This window comes from Desulfovibrio gilichinskyi (genome assembly GCF_900177375.1).
In the GTDB taxonomy this organism is placed as follows: Bacteria; Desulfobacterota; Desulfovibrionia; order Desulfovibrionales; family Desulfovibrionaceae; genus Maridesulfovibrio; species Maridesulfovibrio gilichinskyi.
In genome coordinates, this window is sequence record NZ_FWZU01000002.1 from 338,302 (window position 1) to 357,055 (window position 18,754).

Annotated in this window: 12 protein-coding genes; 9 read left to right on the forward strand and 3 right to left on the reverse strand. The window is 40.6% G+C overall.

From position 1 onward, the window contains the following. Positions 1-8: 8 nt before the first annotated feature. Positions 9-3,053 (forward strand): PAS domain S-box protein, encoded by a 3,045-nt coding sequence (locus B9N78_RS06475; protein WP_170921382.1) that lies wholly within the window; start codon positions 9-11, stop codon positions 3,051-3,053. A 28-nt stretch (positions 3,054-3,081) separates the two neighbouring features. On the opposite strand, the gene B9N78_RS06480 is transcribed toward B9N78_RS06475, so the two are convergent. The 3 genes from B9N78_RS06480 to B9N78_RS06490 form a co-directional block, all read right to left on the reverse strand. Beyond that, on the reverse strand, positions 3,082-3,555 hold the full coding sequence (locus B9N78_RS06480) for a NanQ anomerase/TabA/YiaL family protein (protein ID WP_085100116.1): 474 nt from the start codon (positions 3,553-3,555) through the stop codon (positions 3,082-3,084). A gap of 93 nt (positions 3,556-3,648) precedes the next feature. Then, positions 3,649-4,251 (reverse strand): peroxiredoxin, encoded by a 603-nt coding sequence (locus B9N78_RS06485; protein WP_085100119.1) that lies wholly within the window; start codon positions 4,249-4,251, stop codon positions 3,649-3,651. Positions 4,252-4,280: 29 nt separating this feature from the next. After that, positions 4,281-4,835 carry a peroxiredoxin family protein gene (locus B9N78_RS06490; protein ID WP_085100122.1) on the reverse strand — a complete coding sequence of 185 codons (555 nt, stop codon included), beginning with the start codon at positions 4,833-4,835 and terminating at the stop codon, positions 4,281-4,283. A gap of 485 nt (positions 4,836-5,320) precedes the next feature. Between B9N78_RS06490 and B9N78_RS06495 the strand changes: the two genes are divergently transcribed. The 8 genes from B9N78_RS06495 (at position 5,321) to B9N78_RS06530 (ending at position 18,746) form a co-directional block, all read left to right on the forward strand. After that, positions 5,321-6,916 carry a SulP family inorganic anion transporter gene (locus tag B9N78_RS06495; RefSeq protein ID WP_085100125.1) on the forward strand — a complete coding sequence of 532 codons (1,596 nt, stop codon included), beginning with the start codon at positions 5,321-5,323 and terminating at the stop codon, positions 6,914-6,916. Between the two features lie 184 nt (positions 6,917-7,100). Then, a complete protein-coding gene (locus B9N78_RS06500) occupies positions 7,101-9,263 on the forward strand; it encodes a diguanylate cyclase (protein WP_085100128.1) in 2,163 nt (720 codons plus the stop codon). A 178-nt stretch (positions 9,264-9,441) separates the two neighbouring features. Continuing rightward, complete coding sequence (locus tag B9N78_RS06505; protein ID WP_085100131.1) at positions 9,442-10,413, forward strand: YbgA family protein; 972 nt, start codon at positions 9,442-9,444, stop codon at positions 10,411-10,413. Then, positions 10,406-11,995: an SDR family oxidoreductase gene (locus B9N78_RS06510; RefSeq protein ID WP_085100134.1), complete on the forward strand. Its 1,590-nt coding sequence runs from the start codon at positions 10,406-10,408 to the stop codon at positions 11,993-11,995. Before B9N78_RS06505 ends, B9N78_RS06510 begins: the two co-directional genes overlap by 8 nt. A 21-nt stretch (positions 11,996-12,016) precedes the next feature. Next, positions 12,017-13,357, forward strand: coding sequence for a deoxyribodipyrimidine photo-lyase (gene phrB / locus B9N78_RS06515; RefSeq protein WP_085100137.1), 1,341 nt, complete (start codon positions 12,017-12,019; stop codon positions 13,355-13,357). A gap of 126 nt (positions 13,358-13,483) precedes the next feature. Beyond that, complete coding sequence (locus tag B9N78_RS06520) at positions 13,484-13,846, forward strand: hypothetical protein (RefSeq protein WP_085100140.1); 363 nt, start codon at positions 13,484-13,486, stop codon at positions 13,844-13,846. Between the two features lie 228 nt (positions 13,847-14,074). Then, positions 14,075-17,488: a PAS domain S-box protein gene (locus tag B9N78_RS06525; RefSeq protein ID WP_085100143.1), complete on the forward strand. Its 3,414-nt coding sequence runs from the start codon at positions 14,075-14,077 to the stop codon at positions 17,486-17,488. Between the two features lie 4 nt (positions 17,489-17,492). After that, positions 17,493-18,746 (forward strand): response regulator, encoded by a 1,254-nt coding sequence (locus B9N78_RS06530; RefSeq protein ID WP_085100146.1) that lies wholly within the window; start codon positions 17,493-17,495, stop codon positions 18,744-18,746. Positions 18,747-18,754: the final 8 nt, after the last annotated feature.

Sequence of the window (18,754 nt, forward strand, 5' to 3'; positions counted from 1 at the left end):
GATACAGAGTGGAATTATCATCTGCTGATTTTCAAGATCTTCTTAATAAGAATGATCTCTGCAAGGGGTTATTTGATTCTTCACCGGAAGCTATCGTAATAACTGCTCCAGACGGTTATGTTGTTGCTTCCAATCTTAAGGCTAGAGAACTGTTAGGGTATCTCGATGGAGCATCACTTCCGCAGAATATTTTAGAAACATATTGCAATCCTGCTGAGCGTTGCCAGTTATTGTCTAAGCTTTCTGAACATGGAAGCGTGGCAGGTCTTGAGTTAGATTTACGGCATAAAAATGGTAGTACTATCAATTCACGCATCAATGTCTCAGTTGTTTCTATAAATGAACAATCTCTTTTCATTACAACGCTCACTGATATTACAAAGCTTAGAGCCTCCGAAGTGGCTTTAAGAAAAAGTGAAGAGAAGTTCAGCAATATTTTTGAGGCTTCACCTGATGCGATTTTACTTTTAGATAAAGATAGCCGGATATTTGATTGCAACAAGAAAGCTATTCAGGTGTTTGGATCTTCAAAAGAAGAACTTCTTGAAAATACATTCTTAAATTTTTCTCCACAGTGCCAACCTGACGGACAGAATTCAAGAGAGCTGGTGCTCTCAAATATCTCGTTAGTCCTTTCCGGAACACAATTATATTTTCCATGGAAACAGCAACTAAAAGACGGAACTTTACTCGATTGCGAAGTTTCATTCAGGCCGATTAAAATCGGAAATGAAATTTTGGTTTTATGTATAATATGTGACTATACAGAGCGTTTCCGTGCTCAGAAAAAAATCGAATTGGATGAAATTCGGTTTGAAGCTCTGTATAATTTGTCAAAAATGCGTGACAAAACCTCATCAGAGATTCTTGAATTTGTGCTTGAAGCGGCTGTGCTTATTACTGAAAGTGATATCGGTTATATTTATTTTGTAAATGAGGATGAAACAGAGCTGACCCTCCATGCATGGTCCCGTAATGTGATGCCTCAATGCGCAGTTGTAGAGTATCCTGTTGTATATAAAGTTGAGAATACCGGACTCTGGGGTGAAGCGGTAAGACTTCGCAGGCCTACAATCACAAACGACTACGCAAACTGTTCTGAAAAACGTGGGATGCCTGAAGGACACGTGCCTGTTATTCGGCATATGAATATTCCGCTGTTTGATAATGACCGGATAGTAATTTTAGCCGGAGTAGGTAATAAATCATCGGATTACACTCAAGAGGATGTGAATCAGTTGACTTTGCTGATGGAAGGCATGTGGCAGATTTTAAGAAGAAAAAAGGCTGATGAGGCCCTTTTGCATTCATATGAAGAGCTTGAAAGTAAGGTTCTTAAACGCACAGAAGAACTGACAGCAGCTTATGAAAATTTAAAACTCAACAATGAACAGATTCAGCGTGAAGTTAAGCAGCGCATGGTGGTGGAAAAAAAGTTGCAGGAAAATGCTAATCGTTTTGACCTTGCCACACGTGCGGGAGGCATTGGGGTGTGGGAGAGGCATCTTGTCAGCAAAAAATCAATCTGGGATGCCAGAATGAGGGAAATATATAATATTGGGTTAGATGAAGGGGAGTTGTCAGATGATTTATGGCAAAGTCGTGTGCATCCAGATGATCTTTTTGAAGCTGAACGGGAGATTCAATCGGCTATAGAAAGGTCCGGTCATTTTGACAGTGAGTTCCGTATTGTGTGGCCAAATGGAGAAATTCGCTACATTAAAGCCAGTGCACTTGTCAGCTACGATGAGTCCGGAAAACCGCAGTCCATGTCAGGAATCAATATAGATATTACTGAAAGTAAACGCATGGAAGAAGGATTACGCCGTTATGAACAGATAATCTCCACCACGCCTGATTTATTCTCGCTTGTGAATTCTGAGTGTAAATACGTTATGGTTAATGACGCGTATCTAAACGGTTTCGGTAGGGCCAGAGAGTCATTTATCGGAAGCCATATAGGAGATGTTATTGGTTGGGAAAATTTTAAGAAACGATCAGAACCTATGATTAAAGCCGCGTTTAAAGGAGAAACTGTCGGGTACAAGGTTTGGATGGAAATACCTATCATGGGGCGTAGATTCATGAGTGTGACCTATCAGCCAATTGATTCTTTGGCTGGGGAGGAAAGATTCGTAGCTATTAACGGTCATGATCTTACTGCCTTAAAGATTGCTGAAAAAGACCGCCAGCATATATTTGAGGTGTCCATTGATATGCTTTGTGTTGCTGATTTTAACGACAGTTTTATAGAGCTTAATCCAGCTTGGTCAACGACTTTAGGGTGGAGCACAGAGGAACTCAAACAGCACAAGCTATCAGGTCTTGTTCATCCTGAAGATAAAGGAAGGACTCTTGAAATAAAGAAGCGTCTATTTTCGGGTGAGTCGGTTCATCATTTTGAAAATCGTTATCAATATAAGGATGGTTCCTGGAAATGGCTTTCGTGGAATTGCATTGCCGATTTGGTCCGTAAGCAGGTTGTTGCTGTTGTCCGCGATGTGACAATGCAAAAAAAAATGATGGAAGAACTTAAGACTCTCGCTAATACGGATTCGCTTACAGGCGCAAATAACCGTAGATTTTTTATTGAAAAAGCAAAATTAGAGTTTGAGCGTTTCAAAAGATATGGCGGCACAATCTGCATGATCATGATGGATATCGATGACTTTAAAAATATTAATGATACCTACGGGCATGATGCCGGCGATGTTGTGCTTAAAGAATTAGTTCGCTGCTGTCGCGAAACATTGCGCACAACAGATATTTTCGGACGGGTCGGCGGTGAGGAGTTTGCTGCGGTGCTGGTACATGGTGATATCAACACCGCAAAATTGATTGCAGAACGGTTACGCCGGAAATTAAAAAAAATGGAAGTAGAAATAAATGGAAAAGTGATTCGGTTTACCGTCAGTATCGGATTAGCCTGCCTCTCAGAAAAGGATAACCCTTCGGATAATGATTATTCGTTGGAAGGTATTCTGAAGCAAGCTGACCGTTGTCTATACAAGGCAAAGCAAGAAGGTAAAGACCGTGTAGTCTGGAAATTATAAACTTGTAGTTGTTTAGAAAAAATTAATCTCATGGTTTGCAAAGCGCAGCTACAGTAATTTTAACCACAACTTTTTTTACAGGTTCTGGATTATTTGCATAAGCAAGCCCGGGCATATGCCCGTCTTCGGGGAAAAATGCCATAAACAGACCCGGTTTGAACGTTGAAAGACTCGGAACTTCAGGTAGAAGTTTTAAAAATTCTACATCTCGAGTCTGATCGTATAAGACTTCAGGCTCCAGATTTTTTAACGCGGCCCAGCCAAGTATCTCCCGTCCGGAAAGCAGAAATTGAATATCCACATATTTGCGGTGAGCCTCAAAGCGTCCTTCGGCATGAACCTTAGTTTCATATTCGCTGACAAGGGCAAAAACATCTTCTCCATCGATAACATGTTTTCCCAGTTCGAGAGATAAATCTATATCGCTTAGAAATTTAAATGCTTTTTCCCAAGCCGGTCCGAAGTTGTAGAAATAAGCCTGTTCCAGACTGTCTATAATCATAATGGCTTCCTCACTTTTTGACGTTCTGTATCAGCAGAGTTCTAAAGTCAATATGATACATAGATAGGTCTGATTTCTATATGGATATTTTAGCTATTTATTAATCTCTTTAAGTGAATGGATAATCTTTCCCAGTTCAGGATGAGTGTTGATATCGTGAATATCAATATATCGTATGATTCCCTTCTTATCTATAATGAAAATTGCCCGTTCAGTCACTCCGTCTGTTCTAAGAATTCCATATAATTTAGCAACCTTGCCATGCGGCCAGAAGTCTGAGAGAACAGGAAACCAGACTCCTTTTTCGTCCATCTGATGTGTCCATGCAAATTGGCACGGTGTGTTGTCTGCGCTGATTCCTATGATTACTGCATCGTTTTGTTCAAAAAGCTCCTTCGCAATATTATATCCGGGCCATTGATCTGAACACACTGGAGTGAAGGCCGCAGGAATAAAAGAAAGTACTACATTCTTTTTGCCGCGAAAGGAGGAAAGCTGTACTTTTTTGCCTGTAATAGATGGTAGCGAAAAATCCGGCGCGGTTTCACCTACGGCAACTTTCAAACTGCTGTCTGTCGGTTTCAGCTGGCCGGGCTGATAAATGAGTTTTTCAGGTATCTCCGCCCATGAAGGTACGGCAAATACGCACATCAGAAGTATGGCAACTGAACTGTAAAAAATTAAATGCTTAGGCATACGCTTTTCTCCATATTAAAATTTATTCTTTATTGATTGGCTGTCTTTTGCAAGGTTTTCAAAAAAAGTTGTGGATCTTCCATTCTTCCTGCAAAAGAGGTTACTGTTTTAAGCTCTTTTTTATCAATGAGTTTGACCATAAAAAAGTGGGGTGTTCCCGGTTCTCCGACTTCTTCATGTATTTTATATTCAAGATCATCAAAAAGCGGGAATTCAACTTGGTATTTTTTTCTAAAGAAATTTACTTCAAAATCAGAATTACCAACACCTATCCCGATAAGTTTTATACGCCTATTTGATTTTGAATTTTTAAGTGATTCAAACAAGCCGTTAACGTGTGCCGCTTCCGCCTGACAATGTGGACAATACATACTGAAGATTTCAATGATCACAAAGTCGGCACTAATATCTTTAAGCTGCCACGGGCCGCTGCCGGATAGCCCGAGATACGATAACTGTGCAGCAGTCTGATTTCCGGTAAGAGTTATGTCGGGGAAGTTTTTTCCTTCTTGAACAGGCTTGGCAAAGGCTGTTCCGGCAAAAAGAAAAACAGCTAAAACTATGGCTGAAAAATATCGAAACATATGTGCTCCTTTTAATTTTTAATATTAAATACTGATCGTAATAGTATGGAATAGTCCAGTATTAAAATATTATATTTGGTCTGGCACAAGCTTATTGAAATAGAATTAAAACTAAGCTTCATATTATGTTGTGCCGGCCGAAGGAGCTGATGATGACCATTACAAGAGTGCACATAAAGCCGCGGTTGACTGGTTAGGTTAAACCATATAGTTATCCTTGCCTTGCGGATAAGTCTTATATTTATGCACACCATTTCGATGTACCCCTTTTTCAGTACTTCTTTCTGTTTCATAAGTAATCGCAATAATTACAAATAATTGGTCTGTCAGGACCTTCGTCAGTATAAGGGCAATTAAGACATGATAGCGTTCAATTCCTGATCGCCGAAACGATTCTCTATTGCTTTGTATTCACCGTATTGGGCAGCCCCTGTTAGGTTCGCCCTTTTTTGTTTAATAACTAAAAAGGATTTAAGGATTTTTTGATGGTAGCAAGTAATACTATAGTATCGAATTCAAAGGGCAGTGTTCAAAGTGATATTTTTTCAGGCCTTACCGTTGCTCTGGCTTTAGTGCCGGAAGCCGTCGCATTTTCTTTTGTCGCAGGTGTTTCGCCTATTATCGGTTTGTACGGTGCTTTTATGATGTGCATCATCACTTCCATTCTCGGCGGTCGTCCGGGGATGATTTCAGGAGCTACAGGTGCAATGGCCGTTGTTATGGTCAATCTGGTTTTAGAAGGAAATGCGCTCGGCGGGGCTGGTTCACATGCCGGAATTCAGTACTTGTTTTTTACTTTGCTTCTAGTCGGTGTTTTTCAAAGTCTGGCGGGAATTTTCCGCTTAGGAAAGTTCATAAGAATGGTTCCAAGGTCCGTTATGATGGGATTTGTCAACGGGCTTGCGATAGTAATTTTTATGTCACAGTTAAAGATGTTTCAGGCTGACGGTAGATGGATTCAGGGAGAACCTCTCTGGATGATGCTGGGGCTTGTCTGTTTAACAATGGGGATTTTGCTTATTGTCCCTAAAATATATAATAAAGCACCGGGCGCACTCATTGCTATCATTGCGGTTTCTCTTTTAGTTATTTTTGCAAATATTGATACAGCGACGGTTCTTTCCTTTATTAAAGTCAGCGGCGGTACGGGGATTAAAGCAGGGCTTCCGACATTTGCGATTCCCCAAATTCCCTTAACCTGGGAAACAGTAACCTTTGTTACTCCTTACGCTCTGATTCTTGCCGCCATCGGGCTGATTGAGTCTTTGATGACGTTAACCCTGATTGACGAATTGACTGATACTCACGGAAGCGGAAACCGTGAATGTATTGCTCAAGGAATTGCAAATTTCACAAACGGTTTGTTCGGTGGAATGGGCGGCTGTGCAATGATCGGGCAGAGCATCATCAACATTACATCCGGCGGTCGCGGTCGCTTGTCAGGTATTACTGCCGCTGTTGCTTTGCTGTTCTTTATTTTATTTACCTCAGCCTATATTGAAATGGTTCCAATTGCTGCTTTGGTAGGCGTTATGTTTATCGTCGTCATCAAGACTTTTGCATGGAGTTCATTCAATATTATCAATAAGATTCCAAAATGGGATGTAGCCGTTATCATTTTAGTCACTTTCCTTACTGTTAAATATGATTTGGCCATTGCTGTTATTTGCGGTGTTATTATTTCAGCCATGATTTTTGCTTGGGAAAATGCATTGAGAATTCGTGCCCGTAAAATTGTTGATGAGCATGGAATTAAGCATTATCAGATTTATGGACCGCTATTTTTCGGTTCCACAACACTTTTCCTGAGTAAATTTGATGTTAAGAACGATCCTGATGTTGTTATTATCGACTTTCAGGAATCGCGAATCATGGATCAATCTGCCATTGAAACGGTTAATAAGATAACTGAAATGTATCAACGTGCAGGAAAAACCATTCATTTATGGCATCTCAGTAAAGATTGTGTGCGTTTGATTAAAAAGGCTGAGAAAATATGTGTTGTTAACGTGCTTTCAGATCCTAATTATTTTGTAAGTATCGATAACTATGATGAATTTATGAATGAGCTTAAGGCTTAATCTTAACTGATAATTCGTTATAAAATATAAATATATAAACGGCTTAGGAGATTAATCTTCTAAGCCGTTTTCATGTTTATGAAAGTAAAAAACTCGCATTTCGTATGATAAATTGCTATCTGTATTGAATTAACGTTTAAAAATATCTCTAAGTATAATGTTTTATTATTAAAATTGGAAATTCATGAAAAACATTGTCGTTATTATACTGCTTTTTTTTGCCGCATTTTCTTTCATAGAAAGCACGCCTGTTTTTGCTGCGAAGCCTCCTTCCAGAGTTGAGCTTACAGAAAGAGAGAAAGCTTTTATAAGAGCTCACCCTGTGATTACTTTGGGAACTGAGAAAGACTGGGAACCGTATGTTATTGTGAATGCTGAGGGTTCTATTTCAGGAATTGATTCGGAAGTCCTAGGTAAAATCAATAAGCTGACTGGAGCTGGTTTTGCGCTGCGTGCCGGCAACTGGCTGGATATGCAGAAAAAAGCTAAATCAGGTTTGATTGACGGGTTAAGCACCGGGGCAGTTCAAGAAGAACGGGAAGACTATCTTAATTTTTCAAATTCATACTCGAGCACACAGAAGATGATGCTTGTTCCTCTAGGCAATCCTAAAAAGATTATGTCTAATCGTGATCTTGATGGTAAAACAATAGCTATTCATAAAGGGAATATGGCAGATGAAAAGCTCGCTACTGACTTTAAAAACTCCCGTATTTTAGAATGTGCAACATTAGAGGAAGTGATTGAAGCTGTTGCAAGTAACAGAGCCGATGCCACTTTTGGAAATGGCGGGACATTATACTATGCAAATAAACTCGGTCTTCCATATATACAGGTTGCTTATCCGTTAGGTAATGAATTGAAGCTTGTTTTTGCTGTTCGCAAAGACTGGCCTGAAGCAATAGGTATTCTTAATAAAGGGCTTGCGGCAATATCTGAGAATGAGCTTGTTAAGCTACGTAATAAATGGCTTCAACCTGATGAAAAGATGTTGCCGGAACCGATGATATCTCTCAATGAATCTGAACAAGAATATCTTTCGTCAGTTGATTATATTTCGATGAGTATAGATCCTGGCTGGATGCCATATGAAGAGCTGAATGAAGAGGGGCAGTATGTTGGACTGACAGCTGATTATATGGATATCCTCTCTAAGCGTATAGGTAAGAAGTTTCGATTGATCCCTACTGATTCTTGGGCGCAGACATTGACTTTCGCTCGGGAAAGAAAGTGTGACATTGTTCCTTCCGCTATTTCGACTCCAAGTCGGCGAGAGTATTTAAATTTCAGTTCAGCTTATTTGCCATTTCCACTTGTTGTTGCAACTGGGCTTGATAAAATGTTTATCGATAATTTTGATAGTGTTGCGGATCAGACCTTCACTGTAGTCAAAGGGTATGCAGCTATTGAACTGCTTCGTTTAAAATACCCGAAGATAAAAATTGTTGAGGTGAAAGATGCGCTTACAGGTCTTGAAAAAGTTCATGAAGACGGGATTTTAGGCTATATTGATACGATTCCTGCAATCAGTTATCAAATCCAGAAAAATGGTATTTTTGATGTTAAAATTTCCGGTCAAGTCGGTTTAAAGTACGACCTGACTGTCGGAGTTAGAAATGACAGCCCGGAGCTATTATCAATTATCAATAAGGCGATAGCTTCTGTTACAAAGGAAGAGCGATTAAATATTATGAATCGCTGGGTATCAGTTCGCTATGATAAAGGGGTTGATTATTGGCTTATTGGGAAAGTCTTAACCGCATTGGTCGTTATTATTCTGTTGTTGCTGTATCGGTATAGTTTTGTTTCGAGGTATAATAAGAAACTTCTTTTAATGAATTCTAAACTAGATTTACTCTATAAGACTGACAGACTTACACAAGTTTACAACAGGTATATGTTAGATAGTGAAATGGAGAGGGAACTTGCAAGGGCTGCTAGATACGACTCTCCTTTTTCTGTGATTTTGCTGGATATAGATCATTTTAAAAAAGTTAATGATAATTATGGCCATCATGCAGGTGATACTGTTCTTGTCGCTATTTCATCACTGCTTTCAATTAATGTGAGAGAGACGGATGTCCTTGGGCGCTGGGGAGGGGAGGAGTTCTTGGTTATTTGCCCTGAAACTTCGCTTGAAGGAGCCGCACTTCTTGCAGAAAAACTTCGCACCAAAATTGAAGAATTACATTTTCCTGCGATGAAAGAGAATGTCACAGCAAGCTTAGGTGTAGCTGCATATGTAAAGGGAGAAACAGGGGAAGACCTTGTTAAGCGAGCGGACGATGCCCTTTACAGCGCAAAAAATATGTCTCGTAATTGTGTGGTAATTGCCTACGATAAATAAACAAATTTTGGCCAGGTTAATTAAATTAAAACGGCTATCCCCATTAAAGGGGTAGCCGTTTTTTGTGTTAAATTGCTTAATAAATGTATTAAAGAGTTTGCTTTGTAATGTAGCTTTAAGTCTTTAACTCAGGTATGTGTGATCAAATGAATCTTTTTTAAATAGAGGCTGGTTGCATATGAGTACAGATAATCAATGGATTAATAATAAGATCAAACTGGGGATTGCTAAGTGTCTTTTAGGGGAAAAGGTCCGGTATGATGGTTCGCAAAAATTGGACCGCTATTTGCGTGATGTTCTCGGTCAATACGTAGAATGGGTCCCCGTGTGCCCTGAGGTTGAATGCGGCATGTCTATCCCGCGTGAGGCTGTCCGCCTCGTGGGGGATTTGGAATCGCCAAGGCTTGTCGGGCGCAGTTCCGGCAAGGACTGGACCGATACGATGCATGAATGGGGAAAAGAAAGATTGGACCGTTTGGCAAGCGAAGGTATCTGCGGATATGTTTTTAAATTCGGTTCTCCGTCAAGCGGTATGAACAGAGTGAAAGTTTATCAGGAAGGGAATCGAGTCCGCCATGACGGAACCGGAATGTGGGCGCGCATGGTCATGGAAAAGTTTACGGATCTGCCGTTTGAAGATGACGGAAGATTACATGATCCGGCTTTGCGTGAGAGCTTTATCTCACGGGTTTTCACGCTGAAACGCTGGCGTGACGCCATGTCTGAAGGTTTTACTGCAAGAACTCTGGTTGAATTTCATACACGGCATAAAATGTTGATAATGGCTCATAATGAAAAGATTTATAGAGCAATGGGAAAAATTGTTGCTAAAGCCGGAACAGATGTTCCTGAGCGTGTTTTTCCTGAGTATTTTGAAATGCTTTTTAACGCTTTGACTTATAAACTTACAGTCAAAAAGCATATAAATGTTTTGATGCATGCTTTCGGCTATTTTAAAAAGGATCTGAATGCAGATGAAAAGCAGGAAATGCTTGAACTGCTGGACCAATTCAGCAAAGAATTGATCCCGCTGGTTGCTCCTGTTACATTGCTTAATCATTATGTAAGGAAGTATTCAAAAGAGTATTTAGCAAAGCAATATTATCTGAATCCTTATCCCGCAGAACTTATGCTGAGGAATCATGTCTAAATTACAACATGAAGTGAAAACCGCACAGTTGTCGGGGAATATCCCTTTCAACGAACGGGGTAAGTATACAATCTGTGTTCTTGGGGCTACCGGTTATGTCGGCGGACGCCTTGTTCCTGAGCTTCTTGAAAAAGGGTGGAGGGTTCGCGCTGTAGGGCGTTCGCTTTCCAAATTAAAATGCCGTTCTTTTGCTTTGCACGAGCGTTGTGAAGTAGTCGCGGCAGACTTATTTGACTCCGCATCATTGTTAACTGCACTTAACGGCTGCCTTGCTGCGTACTATCTTGTTCATTCCATGCAGGCCGGAGTCGGAGACTTTGTGGCAAAAGACAGAACCGCCGCGCACAACGCAGTGCAAGCCGCACAGGATGCAGGTCTTGAGAGGTTGATTTATCTTGGCGGACTTATCCCTGATGATCCACATATCAGCCATCATTTGAAGTCTAGAGCTGAGGTCGGAGATATATTATCAAGTGGTAAAGTTCCCTGCACGGCTTTCAGAGCTGGAGTTATTATCGGTTCCGGCAGTGCTTCATTTGAAATGATACGGTACTTGGTTGACCGTTTACCAGTTATGATTACGCCTAAATGGGTACAGACAGAAACTCAACCCATAAGTATCCGCGATGTTCTGTTCTATCTTTCGGACTGTCTGGAATATCCCGTAACAACAGGCAATTCCTTTGATATTGGCGGCCCGTATATTGAAACATATGAGCGGCTTTTCCGTGTTTATCAGGAGGAGGCCGGACTCCGCAAAAGGATTATTATTCCAGTCCCTTTTCTTACGCCGAGACTTTCGTCTCACTGGCTTGGTTTAGTTTCGCCGATACCTGCTGCACTGGCTAAACCGCTGGTGCTCGGGCTACGCAATCGCGTGGTTTGCAAAGATTATCGCATTCGTGAGATTATGCCGCGTGAATTGTCCAGTTGTCGTCTCGCCATCCGCAGGGCTTTAGATAAGGTTTCGCAACATCTGGTCGACAGTTGCTGGTCGGATGCAGGCGTGATCCGTTCTCCTGAATGGGCTGTTTGCGGTGATGCCGGATATACCGGCGGAACGGTGTTTCATACTGCTTACCGAATCAAATTACAGATATGCAGTGAAAAATTATGGGCGAGTATCTTAGCTATAGGAGGCGCGAACGGTTGGTATGGCTGGAATGCTTTATGGAGCGTTCGCGGCTGGATTGATAAACTTGTCGGAGGAGTGGGACTGCGGCGCGGGCGGAGGAATCCTACCAAAATCGCAGTGGGTGATGCCCTTGATTTCTGGCGGGTGCTTGATGTTCAGGAAAATAAACGGTTATTGCTCATAGCTGAAATGAAACTTCCGGGGGAAGCCTTGCTTGAATTCTCACTGGAAGAGGAAAACTCAGGTAAATCTGTGCTGACCATGACGGCACTTTTTCTGCCGCGCGGCGTTGGCGGATTGCTCTATTGGTGGGCTGTATATCCATTCCACAGTGTTGTTTTTAAGAGCATGGCAAAGGCTATGGCTGAAAAAACAGCGTGTAAAATCTTGGAAGGCCCGATGCTGGTAAAGGGAGAAGCTCCGATGTGCCGGATTCCAAAATCTTAACAATCACTCTGTAGGGAATTTATGCGGGTTCATGCTAGACGTATTCATAGTTTAAACGGTTCTCAGCCAAATATTCATGATGGTCCTGTGATCTACTGGATGAGCCGTGAGCAGCGCGTTCAGGATAATTGGGGACTCCTTTACGCTCGTGAACTGGCAGGTGCGACACAGCCGCTTGTGGTCTGTTTTGCGATGTCTCCGAGCTTTATGTGCGCTTCTTTTCGTCAGTATGACTTTATGCTTAAAGGGCTTAAGGAAGTGGCTGATAATCTGGAAAAATTCAGTATCCCGTTTACCTTGCGAATAGGAGCTCCTGATTGTGAGATAGTGCGTTTGGCAAATGACATAAGGGCCGGAGTTGTTGTTACTGATTTTGATCCTTTGCGGAACGTACAGGGATGGCAGAAAAGTGCAGCCGGTGAACTTAAGGTCCCTCTCATTGAAGTTGACGGACGGAATATTGTGCCTGCGCGAATAGTTTCAGATAAGCAGGAATATGCTGCCCGCACAATACGGCCTAAAATACATCGTTTATTGTTTGAATACTTAGAAGAATTTCCGAAGCTGATACCGCAATCGGTATCGTTGCCTGAAATAGCAACACCTGATTGGAACGGAGCTTATCGCGCTGTTAATGTGGATAGGTCTATTTTACCCGTGGAACTTGCTTCCGGTGAAAATGCCGCGCATAAGACGCTCGCATCATTTCTTAAGTCCCGGCTTAAAAATTATGCTGAAAAGAGTAATGATCCTAATGGAGAATCCACATCCGTTTTGTCCCCCTATATTCAATTCGGCCAGCTTTCAGCGCAGCGGATTGCTCTTGATGTTGCGGCTACAGGAGCAGGGGAGAGTCAGGATAAATTTTTGGAACAATTAATTGTGCGACGGGAATTATCAGATAATTTTTGCTTGTATAATTCTGATTATGACTCATTAAACGGTGCTCCCGACTGGGCGGTTGCTACGCTTGATGATCACATGGATGACAAACGTTCGTATACCTATACACTTGAAGATTTTGACAGGGCTGAAACTCATTCCCACCTTTGGAACGGAGCACAGAATCAGATGCGCAAAACAGGGTATATGCACGGATACATGCGCATGTATTGGGCCAAAAAGATTCTTGAATGGTCAATTTCACCTGAGCAGGCTCTTAAAACTGTGATAACTCTTAATGATCGCTATCAACTGGATGGACGTTCTCCTAATGGATATGTGGGGTCACTTTGGTCTGTTGCCGGTCTGCACGATCGCCCTTGGAAGAAGCGTCCGGTATACGGAGCAATACGGTATATGAATGAGCGAGGATGCCGCCGTAAATTTAAAGTTGATGAATATATTTCCAGATGGATTTAATGATTTTAGACTTGTTTTTTAAGAATAAGGTATTGTTGAATTATTTTTTTATAAAAAGGTGCACAAACTAAAACGTATGTGGTATTCTTAAAACGTTAATAACTTTAAACCGTTTGGAGGACTGTTATGGCGAATATGGATTACCCTGGCCCATGCCCCAGTTGTGAAGGTATTGACGGCTGCAGCACTGAAGATGGAAAAAAGAAAGCTGTAAAGAATTATTGCAGTGGTCTTGAAATGGAACTTAACTCGTGGAAAGCCCGCTTATACGATGTTCTGGCTGATGACAAATCTTCAGATCTCGGCGATAATATTATTCTGATCAAATCAACAATGAAAGAACTCGAATCTGTTATTGATCAGATGAAAGAGATTTGTCCGGTAAATATTGGAGATCAGGAAAAGATGATCACCGGTAAGCTTGAAGATTTGCGTGTCCATTACACCAAAGCCTTAGAAGTTCTCTCTCCCGGTTGGTTCGGCGGTTGATCGGCTTAGAAAAAGCTGAAATGTTAGTAAAAAAGCTCATGCAGATTAAAAGCTGTATGAGCTTTTTTTTTGTTAGCCGATGGCATAATAAATTATCGGCTGTAAAAACAGGCAGTAAGTTATGATATAAGTATAGTGTTCATACTCTTTTGATAAAAATGGTACTAATTATTCGAAAAATATCTTATAAATATAAGCTAGAATGGCATTTAATTCTTTGGGGGAAATGTGAGCGACCTTGAATCTATGACTAAAGAAGAATTGATTGCGGAACTTACGAAAGCTCGCGCAGAGGTTGAACAGTTAGAGGTTAACCGGGCAGTTTCTATTGCCCTGCCTCCGAATCTGTCGGCTTTGCTATATTCTATCAGCCTCGATCGACTGGTTGAAGGTATATGGATAATTGATAAAGATGCGAATACCGTATTTGCCAATAAAGCTATTGCTTCGATGCTTGGATACACTACGCAGGAAATGTTAGGGCGGCATCTGTTTACTTTCATATCCGAGGAAAACATAGAAGAGTGTAGAAAAAATATTTTAAAACGGAAGCGTGGAATTGAAGAAGTTCATGATTTTGAATTTATGAGTAAAGCCGGACAGACAGTTTACACTCGTATTTCTACTTTTCCAATTTTAGGCGAGGATGAGGCTTATGCCGGGGCCGTCGCGAGCCTTGTTGACCTCAGTGATCTCCACCTCATTCAAAAACAGGATCAGAATAATTTTGAGAATGCGCCTATAGGCATGGCGCATATTGATTTGGATGGTCACTTCATTAAGGTTAATAATCAGTATTGTAACCTGATGGGCTATTCGGTTGAAGAGTTGAAGGCAGAGACTTTTCTGTCAATGACTTATCCAGATGATAGACAGGGATGTGTCGCTTACAAAGATCAGATTTTGGCTGGTGAAAGACGGCCTAAATTTATCAAAAGGCAGATTTCACGAAACGGAGAAATAATATGGGTAACTCTTTCTCTTTCTGTTGTTAATGATTCGGCTGGAGAGCCGCATCATTTGATTGCAGCTTTAGAAGACATTTCAGAACAGAAACGATCAGATATGGTTTTGCAGGCCCGTTTAAAGCTTATGGATTTTTCTTTTGACCATTCACTTGAAGAAGTGCTTATTAAAATAGTTGATGTTATTGAAGATTTAACAAACAGCCAGATCGGGTTTCATCATTTCCTTTCGTTTGATCAAAAAATTCTGACACTTCAAACATGGTCAACACGGACCTCTATGGAAGTATGCAAAAGAGAAGGAAAAGATACAGTTTATTCTCTTGAGAGTGCTGGGGTTTGGGCGGATTGTATTCGTAGTAAAGGTCCAGTCGTGCATAATGATTATATGTCACTTTTACATAAAAATGGATTACCTGCCGGACACGCTCCGCTCATTCGCGAACTTGTGGTCCCAATAATTCGTAATGACAAAATTGTCTCTGTGTTGGGTGTGGGGAATAAGTCTACAAATTACACTGATTCAGACATCGAAACAGCGACATTTTTAGCTGATTTAGCATGGGATATTATCGAGCGGAAAAAAGTAGAAGAAAAATTATTACTTAGTGAAGAACGATTCAGAAGTTATTTTGAATTAGGTTTAATCGGGATGGCTATTGTTGATACTGATAAAAAGTGGATAGAAATTAATGATAAGTTTTGTGAAATTATAGGATACAACCGTAAGGAAATAGAAAAATTAACTTGGCCTGATTTTACTCATCCAGACGATATCGATAAAAATAAAAATCTTTTTGAAAAAATGCTTTCCGGTGAACTTGATAGTTACACTATGGATAAACGTTATATCAGGAAAAACGGAGAGGTTGTATACGTTTCGATACTAACAGGTTGTACGAGAAATAATGATGGATCGCTTGATTATCAGATAGCTCATATTATGGATATAACCGACAGGGTTAAGGCTGAACAGGAAGCAGAGTGGAATTTAAAATTGAATTCAACGCTTGCAGGGTTATATCCTTCCCTTGTGGCCTTTGAAGCCAACCTTGAAGAGACCTCAGAGATTATACTGAATGAAGCTATACAGATCACCGGAAGCCTTTTCGGTAATACCCTTACGATTGATGAGTTTGGAGCTACAGTCAAAGCATGTAGTAATTTAACTAATGATTGTGCTGTGTTGAAAAATGATACTCTTTTATTTTCTGTCGCTGAAGATGGAACATATCCTGCCCTCTGGGGGCATTCCTTAAATACACGAAAACCTTTCTTCAGTAATAACCCTGTCAGTCATCCTAAATCTAAGGGGCTTCCATACGGGCATGTAAAGTTAACCAGTTATTTATCCGTTCCAGTTCTTCTCGGGGATAAACTTGTCGGGCAGATTGCAGTAGCAAATAAACCTGACGGTTATAGTCAGCAAGATGTTGATGCAATGATGCATATCGGTTCCTACTACGCTCTTGCTATTCAGCGAGTGCGTTCGCAGACGGACCTTGTTGCCAGTACGGAATTAATGGAAAATATTTTGGATGGTATTCATGCCGGGATTCTTATTATTGATCCTGAAACTAAGATTATAGAATCCATCAATAACGTCGGGTTGGAAATGTTTTGCGCGCGGAAAGAGCAGATTATAGGGCAATCATGTGATATTTTTTGTTGGAGAAATACCAAAGGGAAAATTATTAAAGAGTGTCCTGCAGCAGTAAGTAATCTGCACGAGAGCGAATTCAGGATATATCGGATGAATGGAATCAGTCTTCCTGTGTCAAAAACTGTTCTTAAAAATAAAGTTAATGGTGAAGATAGATTAGTTGAAATTATTTTTGATATTAGCAAGCGCAAAGAACTTGAGCGTCGCTTGAGTCTAGCGCAAAAACTTGAAGCCATAGGAAGTCTTTCGGCTGGAATAGCTCATGAAATAAATACTCCAATACAGTATCTGTCTGATAATTTGATATTTTTGTCTGAATCCTTTGAGCAAATGTCATTAGCCCTCAATAAACATAAAGAGATTTGCCAACCATACAATAATCCAAAATGCGAAGAAGCTTTTCTCTTTTGGAAGAGCATAGATATGGATTACCTTTTAGGGGAGATTCCCTTAGCCCTTACTCAATCACTTGATGGTGTCGAGCGCATAACCCGTATAGTGCAGGCTATGAAAAGATTTTCTCATCCCGGAATGGACTCCAAGCAAATGGCTGATATTAATTTAGCACTGGATAATACGGCAACGGTTTGCAGAAGTGAGTGGAAATATAACTCGGATATTATTTTTGATTTGGGTCCTGACCTCCCGCTGATTCCTTGTTTTATTAATGATCTCAATCAGGCTTTTTTAAATATTTTAGTTAATGCTGCTCACGCTATTACTTCAAAAGTGAAAGGTTCCGATGAAAAAGGGACAATAACTATCCGGACGCGCTTTGCCCGGCCATGGATTATTATTGAAATTGAAGATACAGGGGAAGGTATTCCTGATGAAATTATGCCTAAAATATTTGATCCGTTTTTTACAACTAAAGAAGTTGGGCTTGGCACAGGACAGGGGTTAACGCTATGCTATTCAATAATTACTGAAAAACATGGTGGAACAATAGAATTCAGCAGTGAAATCGGCATTGGAACAAAATGTACAATTAAATTGCCATCAGAGGAAGTTTAAGCAAATGACAAGCAGTAAGATTTGTGTATTATTTGTGGACGACGAGCCAAATGTTCTAGCGGCCTTAAAGCGCATGCTCCGCGGCAAGCGTGATGAGTGGGAAATGAGCTTTACGGACTCCGGTTTTGCAGCTCTTGCTTTGCTTGAAGATTCTAAATTTGATGTGATAATCTCAGACATAAAGATGCCCGGAATGGACGGAGCTGATCTTCTTAACAAGGTCAAAGATGAATATCCAGGAATGATCAGAATGGCGCTTTCCGGACAGGTCTGCCTTAATGAAGTTATGAGAAGTATACGGGCCGTTCATCAGTACATATCAAAACCATGTAAGGCTCAGGAGCTTATTGATAAAGTTGAAGGAGCGATTAAGTCACGTGATATCTTGGTCGATCCCGCAATGCAAAGGCTGGTAACAGAAATTGAATCGTTACCGGTTATTCCCAGTGTCTTTGAGTCAATCGAGAGAGAACTTAAAGCAGATAATCCGTCCATTAAAAAAATTGCGGAATATATTTCGATGGATGTCGGGCTTGTTGCTAAGATTCTTAAACTTATCAATTCTCCTTATTTTGGGCTGTCCACACATGTTGACTCTATTTTTCACGCTATAACAATGCTCGGACTTGAAAGTCTTAAAGCTCTTATCCTGTCCACTCATTTATTTTCTATGTATAATGAAGAAAAACTTCCTAATTTTTCTTTGAATCGACTTTGGGACCACAGCTTCCGGGTATCAAATATTGTGCGGCTTATTTGTGAATGTGAGAATATTGATAAGAATACTGCTATTCAGGCGCGGATGACAGGGCTTTTGCATGATATAGGTAAACTCATTTTAGCAAATTATTTTTCCGATCAATATGCAGAAGTTATAGAGAAAGTTTCAAAAACACATAAGTCGATATATGATTGCGAGCTGGAAGTGTTTGGAACAACTCATGCCCATTTAGGAGCATATCTTATGGGGTTGTGGGGAATCTCCGGAGATATTGTTCACGGAATTGGAACTTATCATCAGTATACGGATTTTGATTTAAGCATTCCTATGTTGGTACGTACGGCCGACACAATTGATCATCAGTGCGTAGTTATCAACCCTGACTATGTCCGAATAGCATTTCAGAAGAATATACTCCCGGAAGGAAAGCATGGACTGTTAATCGAAAAATGGGTCAACTATGTTAAAGACCATTGGGATGGTCTTGACGAATTTCGCGCTTTGGACGCTGACCTGCTTGCGCAACTGAAAAATTAGGGAATATT